Annotated in this window: 14 protein-coding genes; 11 read left to right on the top strand and 3 right to left on the bottom strand. The window is 44.5% G+C overall.

Annotated features, from left to right (window positions below; translation table 11 throughout):
• Window positions 1–8: 8 nt before the first annotated feature.
• From U0035_RS02880 to U0035_RS02845, 8 genes are all read left to right on the top strand, one after another.
• Window positions 9–1,121, top strand: coding sequence for a glycosyltransferase (locus tag U0035_RS02880; protein ID WP_114793142.1), 1,113 nt, complete (start codon window positions 9–11; stop codon window positions 1,119–1,121).
• A 29-nt stretch (window positions 1,122–1,150) separates the two neighbouring features.
• Complete coding sequence (locus tag U0035_RS02875) at window positions 1,151–2,401, top strand: nucleotide sugar dehydrogenase (protein WP_211316559.1); 1,251 nt, start codon at window positions 1,151–1,153, stop codon at window positions 2,399–2,401.
• A gap of 25 nt (window positions 2,402–2,426) precedes the next feature.
• Window positions 2,427–3,416 carry an SDR family oxidoreductase gene (locus tag U0035_RS02870; RefSeq protein WP_114793140.1) on the top strand — a complete coding sequence of 330 codons (990 nt, stop codon included), beginning with the start codon at window positions 2,427–2,429 and terminating at the stop codon, window positions 3,414–3,416.
• Window positions 3,413–4,543, top strand: coding sequence for a glycosyltransferase family 4 protein (locus U0035_RS02865; RefSeq protein ID WP_114793139.1), 1,131 nt, complete (start codon window positions 3,413–3,415; stop codon window positions 4,541–4,543). The genes U0035_RS02870 and U0035_RS02865 overlap by 4 nt, the downstream gene beginning before the upstream one ends.
• A 638-nt stretch (window positions 4,544–5,181) precedes the next feature.
• Window positions 5,182–6,651, top strand: coding sequence for a DUF3375 domain-containing protein (locus tag U0035_RS02860; RefSeq protein ID WP_114793138.1), 1,470 nt, complete (start codon window positions 5,182–5,184; stop codon window positions 6,649–6,651).
• Window positions 6,652–6,660: 9 nt separating this feature from the next.
• Complete coding sequence (locus U0035_RS02855) at window positions 6,661–7,251, top strand: DUF4194 domain-containing protein (RefSeq protein ID WP_114793137.1); 591 nt, start codon at window positions 6,661–6,663, stop codon at window positions 7,249–7,251.
• Window positions 7,223–10,618 carry an ATP-binding protein gene (locus tag U0035_RS02850; protein ID WP_114793136.1) on the top strand — a complete coding sequence of 1,132 codons (3,396 nt, stop codon included), beginning with the start codon at window positions 7,223–7,225 and terminating at the stop codon, window positions 10,616–10,618. The genes U0035_RS02855 and U0035_RS02850 overlap by 29 nt, the downstream gene beginning before the upstream one ends.
• A 50-nt stretch (window positions 10,619–10,668) precedes the next feature.
• The gene (locus U0035_RS02845; protein WP_327138722.1) at window positions 10,669–11,376 is read left to right on the top strand and encodes an SDR family oxidoreductase; all 708 of its coding nucleotides are present in this window, start codon (window positions 10,669–10,671) and stop codon (window positions 11,374–11,376) included.
• 164 nt (window positions 11,377–11,540) lie between these two features.
• On the opposite strand, the gene U0035_RS02840 is transcribed toward U0035_RS02845, so the two are convergent.
• A complete protein-coding gene (locus tag U0035_RS02840; protein ID WP_114793134.1) occupies window positions 11,541–12,713 on the bottom strand; it encodes an FAD-dependent monooxygenase in 1,173 nt (390 codons plus the stop codon).
• Window positions 12,714–12,804: 91 nt separating this feature from the next.
• Between U0035_RS02840 and U0035_RS02835 the strand changes: the two genes are divergently transcribed.
• Entirely contained in the window at window positions 12,805–13,758 is a 954-nt protein-coding gene (locus U0035_RS02835; RefSeq protein ID WP_114793133.1) for a helix-turn-helix domain-containing protein, read from the top strand.
• Between the two features lie 163 nt (window positions 13,759–13,921).
• Here the strand turns inward: U0035_RS02835 and U0035_RS02830 are convergent, their stop codons facing one another.
• Window positions 13,922–16,411 carry a carboxylesterase family protein gene (locus U0035_RS02830; RefSeq protein ID WP_114793132.1) on the bottom strand — a complete coding sequence of 830 codons (2,490 nt, stop codon included), beginning with the start codon at window positions 16,409–16,411 and terminating at the stop codon, window positions 13,922–13,924.
• A gap of 140 nt (window positions 16,412–16,551) precedes the next feature.
• Window positions 16,552–18,807: an ATP-binding cassette domain-containing protein gene (locus U0035_RS02825; protein WP_114793169.1), complete on the bottom strand. Its 2,256-nt coding sequence runs from the start codon at window positions 18,805–18,807 to the stop codon at window positions 16,552–16,554.
• A 190-nt stretch (window positions 18,808–18,997) separates the two neighbouring features.
• Here U0035_RS02825 and U0035_RS02820 point away from each other — a divergent pair, with 190 nt between their 5' ends.
• Together U0035_RS02820 and U0035_RS02815 are read left to right on the top strand one after the other, a co-directional pair.
• Window positions 18,998–20,455: a rhomboid family intramembrane serine protease gene (locus tag U0035_RS02820; protein ID WP_211316558.1), complete on the top strand. Its 1,458-nt coding sequence runs from the start codon at window positions 18,998–19,000 to the stop codon at window positions 20,453–20,455.
• 259 nt (window positions 20,456–20,714) lie between these two features.
• Complete coding sequence (locus tag U0035_RS02815; protein ID WP_114793131.1) at window positions 20,715–22,949, top strand: glycoside hydrolase family 95 protein; 2,235 nt, start codon at window positions 20,715–20,717, stop codon at window positions 22,947–22,949.
• The last annotated feature ends 125 nt before the right edge of the window (window positions 22,950–23,074 follow it).

Here is a 23,074-nt window from a genome sequence, read left to right as displayed (position 1 = left end):
TTTCAAATTTGAAATTACTAATCATTACCAATGCCTTAGCCAAAGGCGGTGCAGAAAATTTAATTAAGACGACAATACCTTTTTTTATTGCGAAAGGTGTTCGGCCTACGTTATTACTCCTAAACCAGTCTTTATCGGTGTCTGCTTATATTGATGCTATAAAAGAATTAAGTATTCCGATTATTGATTTAAAAGCTTCTAACTTGTATAATCCATTGCTTATTTTTAGGATAAAAAAAATTATTGATAGCAATAACTTTGATATTGTTCATACACATCTTTTCCCATCACTTTACTGGTCTTCGGTTGCTTTGAGAAACAGAAAAAATGGCATATTAGTTTATACTGAACATAGCAATTATAATAAAAGGAGAAAAAATGTAGTATTAAAAATGATCGATAGAATAGCGTACAAGTCATATGATGCTGTAATAGCAATTTCTAATGAAGTGAAACGAAACCTAATTAAAAATATAAAAATAACCCCTCCTGTAAGCGTAATACCTAACGGAGTTGATCTGAGATTTATTTTTGAAGCTCAGGAATTGGGTAAAGAAAATTTAACTAAACTGTTTAAAATACCCCCAAACTCCTATACAATTCTCATGGTTGCCAGCTTCAGGTATCCAAAAGATCAAAAAACACTTATTACTTCTTTAAAGTATTTAAATGATAATTACCATGTTCTTTTAGCCGGTGAAGGTGATATGATGAGCAAAGTCGAAGAATATTCAAAGCAACAAAATACACTGGATAGAATTCATTTCCTTGGTTTTCGCACAGATATTTCTTCGTTAATGAAGTCGGTAGATATTAATGTGCTTTCTTCCGATTATGAAGGTATGTCGGGTGTTACATTAGAATCCTTAGCTTCCGGCAAGCCCTTTCTCGGCTCTGATGTACCTGGAATTAACGATATCGTTCCAGATAAAAGATTTCTTTTCGAAAAAGGTAACGCACGGGACTTAGCTGATAAAATTCAGAAGATAATCAATAATCCCAAACTGGCTGAAGATATGTCTGCGACAGGCCTAGAGTATGTGAAACAATTTGATATGGGAATAATGATTGATAGACATATAAAACTTTATGAGGAGTTACTCTCGCAGAGAAATAACTAATCCCTTACCTTTGCGGCCAATAATTTTATATGCAGAACATGAAAACCATTGCTGTTATTGGCCTGGGCTATGTGGGCCTGCCTCTTGCTGCAGAGTTTGGCAAGAAGTTCAATACCATTGGAATTGATATCAGTAAAAACCGGATTGAAGAGTTAAAAAGCTTTTTTGACCGAACCCTGGAAATTGACAAAAACGGGTTGATGGCCGCTGATAAGCTTAGCTACTCCTCGGATATTACCGACGCTAAAGGGGCGCAAATTTATATAGTAACTGTTCCTACTCCTGTAGATAAACACAATAACCCCGACCTTACGCCTATTAAAAAAGCTTCCGAAGCTGTAGCTTCCGTATTGAAAGAAGGGGATATTGTTATATATGAGTCAACAGTATATCCTGGGGTTACTGAAGAGTTTTGTGTCCCCATTTTGGAAAGAATTTCAGGTTTAAAATTTAATACCGGCTTTTTTTGCGGGTACTCTCCCGAACGTATTAATCCTGGAGACAAGTTGCATACAGTGACTAAAATACGTAAAGTAACTTCGGGCTCTACTCCGGAAATTGCAGCAGAAATCGACGCTCTTTATTCCAGTATTATAGAAGCAGGAACCTTTCAAGCATCATCCATTAAGGTGGCAGAGGCTGCCAAAGTGATTGAAAACGCGCAGAGAGATATTAATATCGCATTCGTAAATGAACTGGCTAAGATCTTCAACCTTCTGAAGATAGATACTACAGAAGTGTTGGAAGCGGCTGGAACTAAGTGGAATTTTTTACCCTTCAGGCCAGGCCTGGTGGGAGGACACTGTATCGGCGTGGATCCGTTTTATATCGCCCAAAAAGCAATGGAGGCAGGATATAATCCTGAAATTATACTTGCTGGCCGGAGAATGAATGATAGCATGGGCGCATATGTAGCCAACGAATTGATCAAACTACTGATTCAAAATGATATTAAAATTAAAGGGGCTAAAATACTGGTATTGGGTATAACCTTTAAAGAAAATTGCCCTGATATCCGGAACAGCAAGGTTATTGATATTATTAAAGAGCTACTGTCCTTTGGGGTTGAAGTGGACGTGTACGATCCATGGGCCAGCCCTGAAGAAGTCGCTCATGAATATCAGATTGACCTCTTGGCCGATCTTAAGCCTGAGATTTATTCTGGTATTATTGCTGCTGTAGGGCACAGTGAATTTAAGTCACTAAATATAAAAACTGGTCCGGTTATATACGATGTGAAAGGAGTGTTCGAAAAGTCAATCGCAACGGCAAGGCTATAAGCAAATACTGAATAAATACAATTGAATGACATCTTTATCTACAGCGAATATTTCTGATAAGAGCTTCTTAATTACCGGGGGAGCGGGTTTTATTGGCTCCCATCTTGTTGAATACCTCATAAACGCCGGCGCAGAAAAAGTTCGAGTACTGGATAATTTAGCTACTGGTTCAGCAGCTAATCTTAAAGATTTTCAACACAACTCAGCTTTTGAATTTATAGAAGGCGATATCAGAGATATGGATATTTGTAAAGCAAGTTGCGAAGGAATAGATTTTGTTAGTCACCAGGCGGCTTTGGGATCAGTACCAAGGTCAGTTAACGATCCTGTCACCACGAACGCGGTGAATATCAGCGGCTTTTTGAACGTACTGACTGCTGCTAAAGATTCGGGCGTTATCAGGATGGTGTACGCAGCAAGCTCCAGCACATATGGCGATCATCCAAACTTGCCAAAATTAGAGGATACTATAGGAGCACCTTTATCACCCTATGCTGTTACTAAATACGTCAACGAGCTGTATGCTGACGTATTCTCCAGATTGTACAATTTCCATACAGTAGGTTTGAGATACTTTAATGTATTTGGTCCCCGACAGAATCCCTCGGGACCGTACGCCGCCGTGATTCCGCTATTTATGCAGTCTGCGGTTGAAGATCTTCAGCCAACTATCAACGGCGACGGGGAGACTAGCCGGGACTTTACGTATATTGATAACGTGGTTCAGGCAAATGTTAAAAGTTTTTTTTCGGAATCCGTGCAACAACATGAGGTGGTCAACATCGCATACGGACAAAAAACTACATTAAACGCTTTATGGAATAGCATTGCTCTTCTTGCTGGCACAAATCAGGTTCCTCTATACGGTCCCGAGCGAAAAGGCGACGTGAAGCATAGTTTGGCGTCAATAGCTAAAGCGGCTGCTCTTATTAATTATGAACCTACCGTTTCTGTGGAAGCTGGACTTGAGCGTACTTTTGACTGGTTCAAAAAAAATACACCAGCAGTTTCATGAGTGAAAAGAAGAAGATTTTTTATGTTGTAAATGTTGATTGGTTTTTTATATCCCATCGTTTACCACTGGCTATTGCCATGAAAAATAAGGGATTTGATGTTTTTTTGCTGGCACGGGACACAGGGAGGCGGTCTGAAATTGAAGAATGTGGTATTCATTTTCTTAACGTTGACTTCGATCGGGCCGGTAAAAACCCCTTAAAGGAATTGAAAGTTATTGCTCACCTAACGAACCTTTTTGCCAAATATCAGCCCAACATTATCCATAATGTAACGATCAAGCCGGTTTTGTATGGGTCCCTTGCCGCCAGGCTTAACAGAGGAAAGAACTTTAAAATTTTTAACGCTATAAGTGGCCTGGGTTATAATTTTATAAACGGAAGAAACGGGTTGGTACAGAAGATATTAAAGGGTTTGATGCAACTTGCTTATTCTGGCAACGTGCAGTTTATATTTCAAAATCCGGACGATATTAGTTTGTATAAGACTATGGGCTTCCTCGATAGAGGTAATTACAAGCTGATAAAAGGGGCTGGTGTAGATGAAACGATTTTTTCTTATAAGCAACCCGTTACTACCGGTAGGATAAAAGTTGTGGTAACGGCAAGAATGCTCTATGATAAGGGGATTGTAGAGTTTATTGACGCCGCCAATTTGTTAAAAATAAATTGGGAAAATAAAGCAGTTTTTGTTCTTGCCGGTGATATTGACGACCATAATCCGTCAGGTATATCTGAAAGCGAGCTTCAAAGAATGTTGATACCAGGTTATATTGAATGGATAGGCCACCAAAAAGATGTTCGCCCTTTACTTGAAGAAGCCGATATTGTTTGTTTACCTTCTTACCGGGAGGGACTACCCAAATCCCTGATTGAAGCAATGGCGGTTGGCCGACCTATTGTTACCACTAACGTACCCGGTTGTAAGGAGTGCGTAGAGCATGAAGTAAATGGTTATCTGGTACCAGCTAAAGATCATGTAGCCTTAGCCGAAGCACTGGGCAAATTGCTTTCAGATAAAGATAGTAGAGAGAAAATGGGTAGGCTTTCGAGAGAGAAAATGGTGGAAGAGTTGTCCCTAAAAAAAGTTATATCGAGCACTTTTGAGTATTATGGTTTACATGAATAGGTGTTTAACGTAGTGGAGATTGAGGAGTAACTCAAAGTGGATCACTACGAAAATAGAACCAGTTGGCAATTTATTTTATACGCTCTTTTACTTAAAACGAACTTCATTCACAAGTTTCTCTCTATTGAAGCCTTATCATTATTGTTGCCTTCTGTGTTTTTGACGATTTATATTCTTTGATGGAAGTGAAGAGGATTATCGCTATATACTTAAAAACACAGCAAGTCAATCAAAATGAACAGCCCTGAGAATTTTAACTGCTGTTGCAAGTAAATAAAAAAAAGTTAAAAAAATATTTCAAAAGTTATTAGTAAGGTTGTACCTTCATACTGTTTTTCATAGGTTAGCAACGGCTAGGGTGTCTACCCTGGCTTTTTTTTGTTAATTGGCGATAGCTGATAGTTCATAGCCGACAGCCGGTGAACAATCAATGATCTGTCATCCATGCCTTGGATCACCTTGATCCTGTCAACTGTCATCTTTCGACTCGTCTGCTTCTAACTGTCATCTGTCATGCACTAACCTGTCATTTGTCAACTCACGACATCCCGCCACGTGGCTAATATGTGCATAGCTTCTCCTTTCATAATCCCCATATTATCTTATTTTGCGTACCCCGATAAAGTGAGAAACAGGGCATGACAAGCGAAAACATAAACTTTTTAATACAATCTTCCCCGGCTTTGCAAATGCTGCGACTGCGCAATGCCGGCTGGGTATTACCATTTTTATATACGGTGTTTAAAGAAAATCGCCGCATGGTGGTAAAGGAAGAGCAATTGGTACCCCTGTTGGCAGAAACCCTGAGCCAGCATGACGATGGTACCGAGGACCTGGAAGAAGCCCGTATAGAATTTGGCGAGGACGAAGAAAGCCGCAGCCGCAAGTACCTGGTGAGCTGGGTACAAAAACGCATACTGCAGGATTACCCCGATACCGAAGGCAATACCAATTACCAGCTGAGCGCCTATACCGAAAAAGTATTTCAATGGATGCAGAACCTGCAACTGGGGCAAAACCATGTGGGGACGGAAAGCCGGTTTAAAATGCTCTTTGGCTCTTTGCGCGATATGGTTGAAAATACCGAGGACGATAAGGAGAAGAAATTACAGATACTGAAAGACCGGAGGGCGGAAATTGACAAGGAAATAAAAGCCCTGGAGCTGGGTGTAGCGCCTCAACGCTATAATAATGCGCAGGTACAGGAGCGGCTTGACCTGTTTATTAAGCTTTGTTATGAGCTGATCGGCGATTTCAGGGAAGTAGAAGATAATTTCAAGCAGATCCATCGCAATATTGTTGAACAACATACCAAAGCCGAACAGCATAAGGGTACCATTGTAGGCTTTGCCTTCGAATCGTACGATGCGCTGCGCAGCAGCAACCAGGGCAAGAGCTTTTATGCTTTCTGGGACTTTTTGATCTCCCGCAACGGGCAGGAGGAATGGCGTAACCTAACCGAGCAGTTGCTGCTATTGCTGCAGGACCGGGAGCTGGAAGCAGATACCGACTTCCTGCAAAACATTAAATCCTTCCTGCTGGAGCAGGGTAAATCGGTATATGACGCCAATGATAAAATGGCTGAAAAGCTGAGCCGCATTATTACCGAAAAAGAAATTGCCCGCCATCGCCGGTTAAGGCAACAGATCAGTAGCATTAAAGAGCTGGTATTTGACCTGATGGAGGAGGAGCCAATCGATGCAGGCCTGCAGGTAGAAGAACCTGCCGAAATAAAAATAATAATGGACCGGAAGCTGGCGCTGGAAGAAAAAAGATCAGCTGCTACTTTAAAGCAACCGGTTGCCGCGGTGGAAAAGATAGCCGATATGGAACGGTTCAACCGTTTGCTGAACACGGCTTTTATCGACAAAAAAATGCTGTGGAATAAGGTGGAGCAGGTACTGAAAGACAAGCAGACGGCTACCTTAAAAGAAATTGTAGAAGCGACCTCTTTAGACAATGGCCTGGCCGAAGTGATAGGGTATTACAGCTTCTTAAAAGAAAAATCAAAAAGGGTACAGATCATTGGCACCGCGGTAGAATTGATACCACTTAATAAAGAAGCGACCAAATTTGTGGAAGTACCTTATTTATTATTTAGCAAATAAGAATGGAAGATGGCGGATACAATACATGCATTCACCCCCGTATTTATAAAACTGCTGAAGGGGCCCGTAGAGTACCTGGAAAAAAGCAGCTGGGAAAAACTGGTGCAATACAGGGCCGAATTGACAGGCTTTTTACAGCAACTGGGCTTAACCCTGGTGCTGGACGAGCAGGACGGCTATGCTTATATTAAACATAGCATTACCGAAGAAGATACCACCGGTGTAAGCTGGGCCCAGCGCCGCAGCCTTACCTATGATGAAAGTGTGATGCTAGTATTGCTGCGCGATATGATGGCCGAGTTTGAAGTAGGTGAAGCCACCCACCGGGAACTGATCAAAAAACGACGCGAGATAAAAGAATACGCCGAACTGTTTTTTAAGGAGAATGCCAGCCGGGTAAAGATGCTTAAGGACATTGACAGGCTCATCGACAGGGCAGAAGAAAACGGGTTTTTGGAGCGATCGGAAAATCATGATGTGGCAGACGAACAGAAGTTCAGGATCAAAAAGATCATCAAGGCCCGGGTAGACAGTGAAATTTTAGAAGATTTTAAACAGCAACTGACAGCACATGCAGCTAAGCGTATTCAGCACGGATAATGAGAAGAGCGGGTTCCGGTTACAATACATGGAAGTGTTTAACTGGGGCACTTTTGATGAGCAGATACATACCATTATGCCTAATGGTGAAACCAGCCTGTTAACCGGGGCCAACGGTAGCGGTAAAACCACTTTCGTGGATGCACTGCTTACCCTGATCGTTCCCGAAAAAAGATACCGTTTTTACAACCAGAGTAGTGGTAGTGAAAAAAAGGGCGACCGTACCGAAGATACCTATGTGATGGGTGGCTATGGTACCATTAACTCAGATACGGGTGTCACCAAAACCCTTTATCTCCGTGAAAACCGGGATGAGGCCTACAGTATACTGCTTGCCAACTTCACCAATGAGGCGCAGCAGGAAGTAACCCTGTTCCAGGTACGGTATTTTACCAATGGCGATATGCAGAAGCGGTTTGGCATTGCCCATAAAAGCCTGCGCATTGAAACGGATTTTAAACCTTTTGACCTGGGCAATGCCTGGAAACGCAGGATAGACCAGCAATACAATAAAGGCAGCCGGAAACAGGTAGAATGGTTTGATGCAGCCAGCAAATACGCCAACCGCATGGTAGATGTGTTGGGTATGCAGAGCATTCAGGCCCTGACCTTGTTCAATCAGACAGTAGGTATTAAAGTACTGGGCAACCTGGACGATTTCATCCGCACCCACATGCTGGAACCCCGGGATATGGAGTCGGCTTTCCAGGAGCTGAAAAAACACCTGGCTACCTTGCTGGATGCGCAGCGTAATATAGAAAAAGCAGAAGAGCAGATACGTTTGCTGCAACCGGTGCACGAGCATTACACCGGGTTTAAAAACCTGCAGGATCAACAGAAAACGATACAGCAATCGGTGCAAACCGCCAGTATCTGGAAAAGCTATACCCAGGATGCTTTGTTACAGGAGGCATTGGAAGAAGATGCCAGCAACATCAAAACACTGGAACAACATGCCGCGGATCTTAAAGAAACCATAGACCGGTTACACGAAGAAGAACGAACTACCCGCAACCAGATCGAGCAAAATAAAGCGGGTCAGCGTTTAAAGCAACTAGAGCAGGAGTTAAAAGAGCTGCAAGTAAAGAAGAAGGAAGCGGAAGCGAACCTGGCCCTGTTTACCGAATGGTGTACTACATTGCATTTGGAGGATAAAACAGCCTCCGACGAAGAAAGCTATAAGCGGATACAGAAAGAAACGGCCAGAGCCGCTATGAGGCTGGACCGGGAAAACCGCCTGAATGAAGATGATGATTTTGATGCGAAGAACCAACACCGGAAAGCAAATGATGAGCGGGAGCAGCTGGAAAGAGAGCTGAATATTTTATTGCACAGCAAAAGTAATATACCGGCTCACCTGGTCAATGTGCGAAGAGAATTGTGTAATGCATTGAGGCTGGAAACTGCTGACCTGCCTTTTGCAGGCGAGCTGGTACAGGTAAAACCGGAAGAGCTGCATTGGCAGCCGGCTTTAGAGAAGTTGTTGCATGGCTTTTCTTTGCGGTTGCTGGTCCCCGATAAGCACTATAAGAGAGTAACCCGCTATATCAACCAAACCAATATCGGCGCAAGGCTGGTGTACTACCACGTAAAGGACACGATACCCGCCCTGGCGGAAGACCAGACGGTTTTTTACAAGCTGGATTTTCATCCCGATCATACACTATCTGAGTGGGTACAGCAACAGGTGATACAACAATTTTCTTATGTATGCCTGAACGATGAAAAGACCCTGGAGCGATATGATAAAGCCATTACACTTAATGGTCTGGTTAAAAACCGTAATCGACATGAAAAGGATGACCGTCCGGGCGTGAATGACGCTGGCCGTTATGTAATGGGCTGGAACAATGAGCGTAAAAAAGAAGCGCTGATCATGCGCCGGAATAAGCTAACGGATGAGCTGGCCAATACGGCTGAAATTATAGAGCGTTGCCGCAGTCGGGCAGGACGTTTACAGAAACAGTTTTATGCCTTAAGTCGCCTGCAGGAGCATGGTGGATTCGCTTTGTTAGATGTGGCAGGTTTCCAAAGGGGCTTACATAAAACAGAGGAGCAGATCAAAGAACTGAGCCAAAGCAATAACCAGCTACAGGCCCTAACGGCTCAGCTCGATGAAGTGATGGCACAACGCGCCGAAGCGGAAAAGAAATGGCTATCTGCTAATGGTGAAGTGACCACCTTGGAAAATCGTGTTAACGGAAGAATGCAACTCAAAACTACCTTGCAGATTTTATTGCAGCACATTACACCCGAAAATAAAGATGAGTTGTTGCAGTTTCAGCAGCAGCATGCCATAGCTTTGGGTGGCGTTACGCTGGACACGATTGAAGAAACTTATCGCTTATTTAAAGAAAAGCTGGATGCTGAAGCTGCTTCGATTCAACAACAACTGCATAAAACGGAAACGCATTTAAACCGCAGCATCAGCCAGATTAAAAACCCTTCACCCACATTGCTGCAGCGCTTTCCAGACTGGTATAGTGATGTACAGTATTTACCGGAGGAGGCCGTTTATGCCGAAGAGTTTAAAGAATGGCTGGATAAACTGGAAACAGAGAACCTGCCCAAATACAGAAGAGACTTTGAGAATTTCATCAACGACACAATAACGTACAAAATTGGCGGACTCAACGAGGAGATGGAGAAATGGGAGCGGGAGATCAATAACAGCGTGAACAAACTCAACCAATCTTTAGGGGTTATTAACTTTAACCGTCTGCCCGATACTTATATTCAGCTGGGTAAACGATCGGTGCCTGATGCAACCATTAAGGCTTTCCGCAACGCGTTACTGGATGCTTTGCCGCAAGCTGCCAACTGGCAACAAAGTAAGTTTGAAGATAAGGCCCTTCACTTCCGCCAGAAAGTACAACCGCTTATCGATAGCCTGGATGAAAGTGAAAGCTATCGTGCCCGTGTAATGGATGTGCGTAACTGGTTTGAGTTTTGGGCCGATGAGAAATACAGGAATACCAATGAGCTGAAGAAAACCTATCGCCAGATGGGGCAGTTATCGGGAGGGGAGAAGGCGCAATTAACTTATACCATATTGTGTAGTGCCATAGCCTACCAGTTTGGTATTACCCGCGAAGGGAAAAACAGCCGCAGCCTGCGTTTTATAGCCGTAGATGAAAGCTTTAGTAACCAGGATGAGGATAAGGCTACCTACCTGATGGAGCTTTGTAAACAATTACACTTGCAATTACTGGTGGTAACGCCTAGTGATAAGATACAGATTGTGCAGGATTATATTGCCCATGTGCACCTGGTGCAAAGAGTAAATAACCGGCATAGTGTGATGTATAATATGACGATTAAGGAACTGCAGCAAAAAATAAAGAATAAGGAAGAAGTGGTGGCGTAAAAAGGTTAGCTTCAGAGCTGTAGCGGTAAAAAATAATGATAAAATAAATAATGATGCAAAACATAGAAAACAAAGTAGCCTACATAACAGGAGGAACAAAGGGTATAGGATTGGGAATAGCCAGAGCTTTAATGGAGAATGGAGTTAAAGTCGCCATATCCGGTCGAAATATCCAGGCTGCAGAAGTGGCTAAGCAAACTCTGGGAAGTGAAAATGTTTTAGTCTTGCAAGCCGATGTAAGAAACTTTGAAGATGAAGTCCGGGCAGTTGAGCAGGTCATAAAGACATTTGGTAAGTTGGATGTGGTGATTGCAAATGCGGGTATAGGGAAGTTTGCCCCGGTCGACGAGCTGACACTGGAGGACTGGAATGCCATGATCGATACCAACCTGACTGGCGTATTTCATACTTTAAAAGCAACCGTTGACCAGTTAAAACAAAATAAGGGTTATTACATCTCCATGGCTTCACTGGCTGGAACCAATTTCTTTGCCCAGGCAGCAGGATATAATGCATCAAAATTTGGGGTGGTTGGGTTTACGCAGGCGGCGATGCTCGATCTGCGCAGTTACGGTATAAAATGTACAACGATTATGCCTGGCTCAGTGAGCTCCGAGTTTAACGGGCATATTCCAAATGAGGAAGATGCATGGAAAATTCAACCCGCTGATCTTGGACAAATCGTAGTAGATCTGTTGAAAATGAACCCTAATGTTTTACCAAGCAAAATAGAAGTGCGCCCTACTAAAGTGAAGTAGCCTATATTGCTGCAAACAGAATGATTAAATATGCGGTGACAAATAGGCGTGGGATGACAGGTAAATTTTTTAGCGAAGAAACAAACCCGGAGACCGGTGAGACCACCTGGTACACTGTAAAGACATTTTATCTGGTGTCTTGGGTAGTTGGCTTACCAACTACCTTAGCTTGTTTTGAAGTTTAATTGATCTTCCGTTAATAAAATTGGATCGGTCATTATTTTTTGTAAATCCTCATCAGATGCTGACCGGAAAGAATGGACGAACTGATTCAGCCGTTCTTCATTTGAGGGGATAAAAGAGGCCGCATTTTTTTTTGCATTTCCCTGGAATTTTTGAATGATCGGTTGCATTAATGTATTGTAGTTTTTGCAGGCAGATGATATATTTTCCGGTGTTTTGCCTATGAAATATGCTAATGCTTTAGCCCCATAGATGGATAGTGATGCCCCCATGCCAGAGAGCGCAGTGGGACAGTAACCCGCATCACCTAATAAAACAAGATTGCCATTTACCAGGTCAGGGGCATTTACCATACCCATTTTGTCAACGAACATTAATCCATTTGCTATAAAGCGGCTAAGTAAATCCCGTATTTCTTGGCTGTACTCACTGAACGAACTTCCTAACAGCTCAGCAGCATTTAAGCTGCTTGTTGCTAATTCTCCTTCGTGATGAATATAGCATTGAATGGCAATTTCATCCGGGGCAACCGGATAGATAGAAAGCATTTTATTCACATCGATATAAATTTTGAAGGAGCCGACAGTATAACCGTGAAGAAATTTCAATTGGCCACCCATATACAGGGTATTGAAATCTTCCACTTTGCAACCTTTAAAATATTGTCCCCTTGTAGATGAACGCAAGCCCTCTGATACAATTACCAGGTCTGCCGTGATCTCTTTTCCATCAGACAATGTAACAATTGTGGTATTTCCTTTTTGAGCCAGCCGGCTAATGGTTGTATTTAGCAGCACCTTTACTTCGTCTTTTATATTTTCAAATAAAACATGATGAAGGCTGCCACGCGAAATCAGCACAGAGCGTTCGGTATTTTTGTTCATCTTTTCATAGCTGATCTGTTGAATGACCTGATCATTTGATTCAGTAAAAGCAGCATACTCAGAAGGCGACGATTCACGCAGGAGTTTTGCTGTTAGCCCCAGCTCATCCATAATTTTAACGCCAAAACTTTTCAGGGAAATAAGGAACCCTGCTTTTGTGAAAGATGGTGCCCTGTCGATCACTGTTACATGATGTCCTTGCTGTGAAAGTAGTTTGGCTGCTGTTAATCCTGCAATGCCTCCACCTGATATAAGAATTTCTTTTTTCATTTATGTAAATTTTTATGGTTTGACATGGCAAAGCTAATTTTACATTCAGGAATAAAATAGCTTAAAAAGACATAAAAATAGTCCGGAAGATATGTTTGATCATGAAAACAGGCAAGAGATGCTTTATTGGGCTGCAAAGATGGGCATCCCTGTTTCAGCACACGGTGATGGGATGAATGAGCTGCAGCTAAATGAAGTGCGGATCATAAATTTGCTCCCCGAAATGTTGGTAATGGTTCGATCGGTAACTGCGGGGAAAACTTTTTCGTACAGCAGGAAATCAATTGACATAATTAGAAGAGGCCTGCTGATTTCCTTTCAAAACATATCCGGCCATTCTTTTAACAAGTCATCGCGGGGAACTAAATTGTTACAGGAACAGCCTCATGTGCGGATTACTCCTTTGCATTTGAAAAGCGAGATCCTATTTCCAAAGGGAATAACCATCCGGCAGATCACCATTTTAATAGATCTGGATTACCTGAAGAATTTCCTGGGTAAGAGTCAACATCAATTTGAATATCTTTTTAATGACGAAAAAACGCTTTTGATTGAAGAGTTTATGTCGCCGGAAATGGCCACTGTTTTTAGCGAAGTTGTTAATACTTCATCAGCAACCATCCTTCCTGAAGCTTATTATAAATTAAGAGCCTTAGAGTTGCTTTATTTTCTGTTCAAAAATTTACTGAACAGGCAGGAGGTTTCTCACCAAAATCTCCGCAACGATGAAATAGAAGCTGTGTACCGAGTAAGGAATAAGATTGCCTCTTCGCTGGACAAACCATTTACACAAAATGAACTGGTAAAAATCAGTGGGGTAAACAGGCTCAAACTCCGAAAGCTTTTTACCCAGGTTTTTGGAAAGGGGATTTACGAATACCACCAGTTTCTCCGTATGCAGGAGGCGGCAAGACTTTTAAAAGATGAGCATTTGTCTGTTTCTGAAACCGGTTATCAGTTAGGTTTTAGTAACCTAAGTTATTTTGGAAGGTTATTTGAGAAGCATTTTGGAGCAAAGCCTAAAAAGTGGAGCTCCAATTTATAGGGGTTTTATTGATCTGCATTCCTGGTATTTCTTTTTCATGTAGTCATGTCGCGGGTATGCCGTGTATTAGGCAAAATTGTTTTCTTATGCCCAATACCCTGTTAATGACTGAATATTCGCTTTACAAACACAGCCAGGTTGCGAACCCATGCCGATTTGCAGTTTAGTCCTTTGATGCCGCCATTTCATCTTTGGTTAAACGCCAGTGATTATCGAAGAAACCGGCCAGTTTAACACCGGCTGCGCCATCTTTCAGCATCTGATCGGAGAAGATCATAAAATCAGGGAAGCCACTGCCACCCGCAAAATATTGATTGGCATAAGCTGCTTTCATTCCTTTTACACCGGTTGCAGCAATGACCCCAACCAGCAATGCCGGGTCTTTTTGCGGCCATACAAAATAAGTGGCCAGGTTATCGCCCGTCCATTTTTGATCGCCTGCTGTTAACTGGTTTCTTTTAACCTGCAGCGGGCTTTCGCTTAACAACATTTTCCAGGCATTGTTATTATCGGCATTGCCATAAATAATAATATTTCTGCCTGCATAGCGGGAGGGTTGGTATTCGGTATCGCTGATGATGTCTACTGCTCCGTTGCCCCTGTAGTACCAGCTTTCTGCATCATAAATAGCTTTGTTGCGGTTAGTTTGGTTTTCTTCTGCCGTGCCCCTGGTGCCCACCACAAATACCATCCTTTTATTAAATGCTTCTTTAAATGTGCCATACCGAAGTGGATTTTTATCAGAAGCTACCGGTGGTTTGGTAAAAGCCCATCCGGAATTGGTTTTACCCAGGTACAGGTTGTCGTTCGATGATAGGGTAGTGTAAGATAAAACCGGTGTGCTATCCAACCGGATGTTGATGCTGGTGCCTGCCGGGAAATCATTCAACGAGAGTTGAAGTAAGGCAACGTTTTGAGTAGCGCCTGAAATGCTTGCTGACGCCCGGTTGCGGCTCAGTTGAATCCTGCTGTATTGCAGCGGGTACTGTTGCTGGTATATAGTTGCCCAGTGATGAGTAGCGGATATGCCCGGGCTGCTGGTGGTAAAATCGATCGTGTTAGTTAAAGAGTCGGGCTGGCGCTGGTGCCATTTAAAATAGTCGAACATAGGAGGCCAGTCCACGCTCTGGTCGCCAAACCAATGCTCACCCCCCGGGTATTCATAATAGCTGAAGTCCTTATGAAAGTCACCCAATACTTTTCGCATTTGCCGTGCGTAGGTAACGGGTACTACCCGGTCGCTATCGCCGTGTAAGATGTAAACGCCCAGTGGCTGGTAGTTGTTGGCCAGCTTAGGAACATCGCTCTGGTTGCCCGAACGAAGTAAAAGGCGCTCTACCTCGGTTCTGGCACTATCAGGTATACGGCCATCAGCCGATCCATAATCTTTTAATGATGCGTAGCCGGCTGCCGGACCAATGGCGGCCCATTTATCAGGATAAGTAGCACCCAGAAACCAGGTACCATGACCACCCATAGAATGGCCGGTGAGATAGATCTTCGACGGATCGGGCTTGAATTTGTCTTTGGCGATCTGCAATACCTCCATGGCATCCAGCCTTCCCCAGTCTTCCCAGTTAAAGCCACGAGGCCGCCGGTTGGTAGCTGCCACCAGGTTGCCCCAGTCTTTAGGTTTATAGGCCCTTGCCTGGCCTATAGCTTCTACACCCGCGCCGTGCACTGAAAGAAAAAGTGCCTGGTTCTCACCGCTATTCCCGGATTGCGGTGTAGTAGCGTAGTATTGCAGGCTGCCATCTATACCGCTTATAAACGTGCTGCTGTAATGCTCATTAGGTTGTACTGCTTCCAATATAATTAGGGCGCTGTGTATCGTTTTATTGCCCTGCTTCAACACCAGGGCACAATCATAGTTTCCTTTCTGCTTAACGGCCGATGCATCTACCTCAAAAAATATCTTTCTTGTTGCAAGACCGGGAATAGCACCTACAGTGCTGGTTAATGCCTTACCCTGCACTGTAGACGTTATGGAAAGATCCGCAGCGGGCAGCGGGCCTGCATTACTGACTACCAGCGCTACTTTCAATTTGCTATTATGTTTATTAAGAACAATATGAGGCGCAGTTACATCATCCGTATGCAAATGAAGCGCCTGTTGCACCGGTATCAGCTCGGGCAGTACATTGGCGCCTCTTATATAGATCTCGTTCCTTCCTTTTTTGAGCAGTACGGGAATATGCATATAGCCCGCGCTGTAAGGATCGCCCATGTGCGGAGCTCCATTAACATACAAACCGGCACTTCCCTGTATGCGTAGCAGGGCGGCCTGTTGTTGGGGAGCATTGTAAGTGATATATAAATAATCGGCGCCACGGTCTACAGCGCCAGGATTAAGAAAGGGGTTATTGCTGCGTTGAAAATTGCGACGGCTGAATACGCGGAACCGCCCGTTTTCATCGGCAGTAACGGTGCGCCATACAATAGAATCGCCGTCGCCGGTTTTACTAAAAGGTGTACCCGCTGCAGGTTGCAGCAGGTTATGGAACAATTGATAGCTGAGCCAATCGGTATAAATTGCTTCCCGGCCATACCTGCTGCCCGACTGCACCGCCAGCGCTTTGTCGAAACGGATCGTGTCCTGCGCAGCTGCCATTTGCGCCAGTAGTAACAATGCCAGTACTCCTCTTAGTTTCATGAATTGTGTTTTGTTGATCGATGCTATAAAGTTAGGCCAATCAATGTGCTAAAAACAAGGAGCATGAAAACTTTAAAAAGATGGCGGCAGCGGGAAAGAAGACAGAGCAACGCCTTCCCGGTATATTGCTGCATCATCTGCTAGTTACCCTTCAAATGCTTATTTAAATAAGATGCTGTAGCGGAATCGGTATGTTGTAATAACTCCTTAACCGGGCCGCCAAATACCAGTTCACCGCCTTGTTTACCGGCGCCGGGTCCTATATCAATAACCCAGTCTGCCTGCGCAATAATATCCAGGTTATGTTCAATCACCACCAGCGTATTACCCTTGTCTACCAGTTGGTTCAACAATCCCATTAATTTTTTTGTATCGGAGGGATGTAGTCCTGTGCTGGGTTCATCTAATACCAACAGGCTGTTATCTTCATTAAGCTCGCGGCTTAGTTTCAGGCGTTGTCTTTCGCCACCCGAGAAATCACTAAGCCGTTCCCCCAGGGTCATGTAATCCATACCGAGTTCAATCAATATATCCAGCCCGGAAATGAAAGGAATGTCTGCAAAAAATATTCGGGCCTGGGCAATGGTTAGCTGCAATACTTCTACGATATTTTTTCCCTGGTAAGTATACATTAGCACTTCCGGCTTGAATCCGCTGCCTGCGCATACTTCACAGGGAGCTTCTATATCGTCCATAAAAGCCAGGTCAATCTTTGCAATCCCCTGTCCCCTGCAATTAGGGCAGGCACCTTCGCTATTGCTGCTGAATAAAGCTGCGCTGACCTTATTAGCTCTGGCAAATAATTGCCGCGCCTGGTCGGCAATGCCCAGGTAGGTCAGCAGGTTAGAGCGAATACTGCCGCGCATAGGCGACTGGTCGATGATCTTCACCTGCGGGTATTGCTGTGGCAGCACTTTGCTCATTAAGGTACTTTTGCCCGAGCCGGCAACACCGGTTACTACGGTGAGCACCTGCTGTGGAATGGCCACCGAAATATTTTTAAGATTGTGGAGATTGCCATTTTTTAATTGGATCCATCCTGAAGGCTGTCTGGGTTTTTTGTTGATGCTACGTGGCGCGGCAAAATAAACACCTGTTTTCCCGTTAGACTTGGCCAGCTCTTTAAAGTTACCCTGGTATACAATGGTACCACCCTTTGCTCCCGAGCCGGGCCCCATGTCTACAACATGATCAGCTATCTTCACCAGGTCGGGATCGTGCTCCACAATTAATACGGTGTTTTCTTTGGCTTTAATGCCCTTAATAATAGTAGTTAGATTATCCAGGTCTTTTGGATGCAGGCCAATACTGGGCTCATCAAAAATGTATAATAGGTTTTCAAGGCTATTGCCCAGGTGCCGCACCATTTTAATGCGTTGCGATTCGCCCCCGGAAAGGCTGTTGGTGGCGCGGTTTAATATGAGATATTGTAAGCCGATGGTAACCATATTCTGTAGTTTCTTTAAGAGCTCCTGCAGAACGGTGTCATAAGCCGGGGCATGAAGTCCCTGTATAAAAGTCAGCAGCTCATCAATTGGCATAGCGGCACAGTCTGCAATATTGAGTTTGTTGATCCGGCAGGATAGTATAGTTTCGTTTAATCTTTGTCCCCTGCAGGAAGGGCAGGTTTGCGTGGTGACGATGGATGCCAGTTCCTGCTGTCGCAGCTTTAATTCTTTGGAATCTTTTTTCAGGAAATCGCGCTGGAGGCGGGGCAATAGTCCCTGGTACTGCATAGTTTTGCCCCAACCGGGTGAGGGGTGAGGTGGTTTGTGGGTATCTGCGTGCAGGAGCAGGTCCCATTCTTCCGGTGTATAATCCTGGAGGTTTTTATCGTTGTCAAAATAACCCGATAAGGTATACCGCAGCCAGCGATAGCCGCCGGGTTGAAAAGTAGGAAACCGGATAGCGCCCTCATTCAATGACTGGGTTTGATCAATAAGCGCATCGGTATTAATAGCGCTTACAAAACCTAAACCTTCGCAGGCTGTACACATACCCTGGGGATGGTTGAATGAAAATACATTGGAGTAGCCTGCAAAGGGTTGCCCCAGGCGGGAGAAAAGCAGCCTTAAAGATGCATAAATATCAGTAGCCGTGCCTACGGTAGAACGGGCATTGCCGCCCAGTCTTTTTTGATCAATGATCACAGGTACATTCAGGTGCGCAATATGGTCTACATCGGCCACCCCCAGGTGTTGTAGCCGGTTGCGTACAAAACTGCTTTGCGTTTCGTTGATCTGCCTTTGCGCTTCGGCCCCAATGGTTTCAAATACTAAAGAGGACTTGCCCGAGCCCGAAACCCCTGTAAATACACTGATCTGGTTTTTCGGGATTTGCAACGATAAGTTCCTGAGATTGTTTTGACGCGCTCCTTTAATTTTTATATACTTCATCGGGTTAAGGGTTTTGTGATCAATCGCGGGTAAAATGGCAAATATCGCACCAGCGGCCAACCTTGTTGAACCAGACTTTTGCAGCCTATTGCAAATCGTGTTATATTTACATACTGCAATTGGCATTGGGAGATGAGAAAGGCTAACCCTGCACAACTGCAAATTCGGCAACCAGTTCAAACTAATCACGATGACAACAGGATCAAATTCCTCTTATACGGAGGAGCGGGCACTGGGAGCACTAAAGCCCCGGGAGTTTATTTCAAAGGCCCGCGAGGCGGCGGCCCATATGAGCCTCACTATAGGGTATGCGGGTGACAATGGGTTTACGGCTTATACCGGTAATGGTGCTTTTTCGTGGAATGGAGTATTGAACGTAAAAGTGGCTGACGGACGGGCCTGTATCAGCAGTCACTCTACGGCTTACGAAACCATCGATTCAGGAAAGAATAAAGATCTGGTGGCTACATTTTTGGTGCAACTGGACGCGTTGTCCGATAATCAAAATAACACAAACCAGCCAGCCGGAATACAGCAGCCAAGCGAGGATGAAACGATGTCTGCGGATGAAGCCCCGACAAAATCACAATCTTTTAAGAACCTGTTGTCAATATTTGTACCGGCACCCGGTTTCTTTATCACGCCTATACTGATCAACCTGAATATACTGGTGTTTATAGGAATGATTGCCGCCGGTGTGTCTGTACTAACACCCGACGGTGAAAGCCTGGTGCGCTGGGGTGCCAATTTTAAACCTGTTACACTGGAAGGACAATGGTGGCGTTTACTGACCAATTGTTTTGTGCATATAGGTATACTGCATTTGCTGCTGAATATGTATGCGTTAGTGTATATAGGAGGGCTTCTGGAGCCCTACCTGGGCAAAGCCCGGTTTTTAGCTGCCTATCTGCTGGCAGGTATTGCCGCCAGTGTTACCAGTCTTTGGTGGCACGATCTTACGATCAGCGCCGGTGCCTCAGGCGCTATATTCGGTATGTATGGTGTGTTTTTAGCAATGCTTACCAGCGATCTTATTGAGAAGGAAGCCAGGAGGTCGTTACTCACCAGCATCAGCATTTTTGTAGGCTACAATCTCCTCTACGGTTTAAAAGGTGGTATCGATAATGCGGCCCATATTGGCGGGTTGATAAGTGGCTTCATCATAGGATTTGGATTTTTACCCGGATTTAGAAATACCGAAGAGCCATCCCCGCAGTGGAAGCCTATTGCGCTGGTAAGTCTGCTGGTTTTAGGTGTTAGTTTCGGAGTGTATAAGAATTTACCTAACGACCTGGTTATTTATGAAAAAGGCATCAAAGAATTTACAGACACCGAAACCTTTGCCTTATCTGTATTTAAATTACCGGATGATACACCCAGGGAGGAAAAACTTTTTTCACTGCGCGACGAGGGGCTTAACTACTGGAACCAGAACCTGGCATTGGTGAAAAGTTTTGATCAGCTGCACCTGCCGGAGCATCTGTTAAAAAGAAATGTTTTATTAAAAGAATATTGTGAGTTGAGAATAAAAAGCTATGAGCTCATGTACCGGGCCATAGCTGAAGATTCCCCGGGCTTTGATGCAGAGATTGATGCCGTTAATAAAAAGATCGAAGCTGTTATTGAGCGGCTGGGGGATGAGGGATAGTGCCGAATGACAGATATCAGATACCGGATGATGGAACGGGGACAGCTGATTCGGGATGTTTGATGCCGGATGAAAGCTCCTCGCATTAGCGATGAGTTTTAAAATTTATTCAATAATCACATTTTTATTTGACAGACGATAGTCGTACTTCGTACCGCGTACATCTTACATCTGGCATACATCATCCTTCCCTATTCACCTATAAATCCTTATTTTGCAGCTGGCCAATAGCCCAACACTATGGCTATAAAATTGCAATATGAAGAAAATTTGGATGATAGGTTGCCTGCTGGTAGCTGCCCGTTTGTTAAGTGCACAAATAAATGCAGGATCCCTGGTTATATGGGACAACCGGCCAGCCACCGACTGGATGACCCAGGCCTATCCCATCGGCAATGGCAGCCTGGGCGCGATGGTATTTGGTGGCGTAGGTCGCGAGCGTGTTCAGTTTAATGAAAGCAGTTTATGGACCGGTGATGAGCAGGAAACGGGAGCTTACCAGGCTTTTGGAGATGTATGGATCAACCTGGATGATTCAATAACAGCTTTTACCCATTATAGGAGGGAGCTGGACCTGAATACAGCGCTTGCCCGGGTAAGTTATGAAAAAAATGATATCCGTTTTACCCGTACTTACTTCGCAAGCCACCCGCAGCAGGTAGTAGCAGTGCATTTTACAGCCAGTAAAAAGGGAGCTTACTCCGGTGATATCCGTCTTACCGATATGCATCAGGCTGTCGTGGTCGCATCTAACAAAGGTCTTCAGGTTACAGGTATATTGGAAAATGGTTTGCAGTATGCGGCGAGGCTGGAGCTGAAGCATGTGGGCGGCACCGTTAAGGTTATCGAAAAAGAAGGCGTGCCGGTGATACGTATCGATAAAGCTGATGGCTTTACCCTGTTGCTGGCAGCCGCTACTAATTACAGCAACCAGCGCAGCCAGGGATGGAGAGGAGCCAATCCTTTACCCGTTGTTCAAAAAAGGCTGGATGAGGCGGCTCCCAAAACGCTGAGCCGTTTGCAACAAGAACATATAAAAGATTACCAAAGCTGGTTTAAACGTACTTCTTTACAATTAGGACCCGTTACAAAATCGGGCAGCAACCTGCCTGCGAGGGATAGGGTATTACAGTATAAAGCAGGCACCGATCCCGCCCTGGAAGCCCTGCTGTTTCAATATGGCCGTTACCTGCTTATCAGCTCTTCTCGCCGAGGTGGTTTACCAGCTAATCTGCAAGGTATCTGGAACGACAGCAATAACCCGCCCTGGCGCTCAGACTATCATTCCAATATCAATATACAAATGAATTACTGGCTGGCGCTGCCTACCAATCTCCCGGATATGCATCATCCTTACCTGGACTATATCAATAGTATGCGCGAAGTTAAAAAGGCAAATACTCAAAAAGAATATCCGGGTGTAAGAGGCTGGACAGTTAAAACGGAGAACAATATTTTTGGAGGGGAGAGCTTTTTATGGAATACACCCGGTAGCGCATGGTATGCACAGGCTTTATGGGAACACTATGCTTTTCTACAGGATACAGTGTATTTGCGACAATTTGCTTACCCTATCTTAAAGGAGATCACGGAGTTCTGGGACGATCACCTCAAACGCAGGCCCGACGGGACCGTTGTGGCGCCCAATGGCTGGTCGCCCGAACATGGTCCGCACGAAGATGGTGTAAGCCATGATCAGCAGATCGTTTATGACCTTTTTACCAATTACACGGAAGCGGCAGCCATCTTGAAAATCGATACCGCATATGCACGCCATATCAGCGAATTGAGAAGCCGCTTGCTGGCGCCTAAAATAGGCAAATGGGGACAGTTGCAGGAATGGGAAACTGATAGGGATGATCCGAAGGACCAGCACCGGCATGTGTCTCATTTATTTGGATTGCACCCGGGCCGCCAGTTTTCGGTTACGCACACTCCGGATTTGATTGCAGCCGCTAAAAAAACTTTGATCGCCCGTGGCGATGCATCTACCGGCTGGTCGATGGCCTGGAAAATGAATTTCTGGGCCCGCCTGCAGGATGGAGATCATGCATATAAGATCCTCAATAATTTTATAAAACTGGCAGGCTCAGGTAATGTCAATTATGATAATGGAGGCGGTATATATGAAAACCTGCTTTGTGCGCACCCGCCTTTCCAGATTGACGGTAACCTGGGATACCCTGCGGGCATTGCTGAAATGCTGCTGCAAAGCCATGCGGGAGAGATACAGGTATTACCCGCACTGCCTGCTGCATGGCCTGAAGGAATTGTAAAAGGATTAAGGGCCCGTGGCGGCTTTGAAATAGTAGAGCTAAGCTGGAAACAGGGACAGGTAACTAAACTTGTGTTGCGTTCTGAATCTGGTATGCCATTGAATCTATTATTACCCTATCAGCTGAAGGGGGATTTGCCTTTGCACCGCGAAGCCAATGGTTACCGCGCTACAGCAGTTACCCGGGTAGGACAGGTGTTGAGCTGGGGGAAGAAGTGAGCAAGCTATGATGTACGATGTACGATATAAGAAGTACGAGCTGTCATCTGTCAACTGTGATCTGTCAACTGAGCCAGGGGAAGAAGTGAATAAGAAATGGTGAATAATGTAGGATGCCTGGTGTA

This window comes from Niabella yanshanensis (genome assembly GCF_034424215.1).
Lineage (GTDB): Bacteria > Bacteroidota > Bacteroidia > Chitinophagales > Chitinophagaceae > Niabella > Niabella yanshanensis.
Note: the sequence above shows the minus strand (reverse complement) of the source record. Positions and strands in the feature narration are given on the sequence as shown.

Bases quoted from the DNA above. Each gene is read 5' to 3' on its own strand.
- U0035_RS02875 (WP_211316559.1), top strand. From the start codon at position 1,151: ATGCAGAACATGAAAACCATTGCTGTTATTGGCCTGGGCTATGTGGGC.
- U0035_RS02870 (WP_114793140.1), top strand. From the start codon at position 2,427: ATGACATCTTTATCTACAGCGAATATTTCTGATAAGAGCTTCTTAATT.
- U0035_RS02865 (WP_114793139.1), top strand. From the start codon at position 3,413: ATGAGTGAAAAGAAGAAGATTTTTTATGTTGTAAATGTTGATTGGTTT.
- U0035_RS02860 (WP_114793138.1), top strand. From the start codon at position 5,182: ATGACAAGCGAAAACATAAACTTTTTAATACAATCTTCCCCGGCTTTG.
- U0035_RS02855 (WP_114793137.1), top strand. From the start codon at position 6,661: ATGGCGGATACAATACATGCATTCACCCCCGTATTTATAAAACTGCTG.
- U0035_RS02850 (WP_114793136.1), top strand. From the start codon at position 7,223: ATGCAGCTAAGCGTATTCAGCACGGATAATGAGAAGAGCGGGTTCCGG.
- U0035_RS02845 (WP_327138722.1), top strand. From the start codon at position 10,669: ATGATGCAAAACATAGAAAACAAAGTAGCCTACATAACAGGAGGAACA.
- U0035_RS02840 (WP_114793134.1), bottom strand. From the start codon at position 12,713: ATGAAAAAAGAAATTCTTATATCAGGTGGAGGCATTGCAGGATTAACA.
- U0035_RS02835 (WP_114793133.1), top strand. From the start codon at position 12,805: ATGTTTGATCATGAAAACAGGCAAGAGATGCTTTATTGGGCTGCAAAG.
- U0035_RS02830 (WP_114793132.1), bottom strand. From the start codon at position 16,411: ATGAAACTAAGAGGAGTACTGGCATTGTTACTACTGGCGCAAATGGCA.
- U0035_RS02825 (WP_114793169.1), bottom strand. From the start codon at position 18,807: ATGAAGTATATAAAAATTAAAGGAGCGCGTCAAAACAATCTCAGGAAC.
- U0035_RS02820 (WP_211316558.1), top strand. From the start codon at position 18,998: ATGACAACAGGATCAAATTCCTCTTATACGGAGGAGCGGGCACTGGGA.
- U0035_RS02815 (WP_114793131.1), top strand. From the start codon at position 20,715: ATGAAGAAAATTTGGATGATAGGTTGCCTGCTGGTAGCTGCCCGTTTG.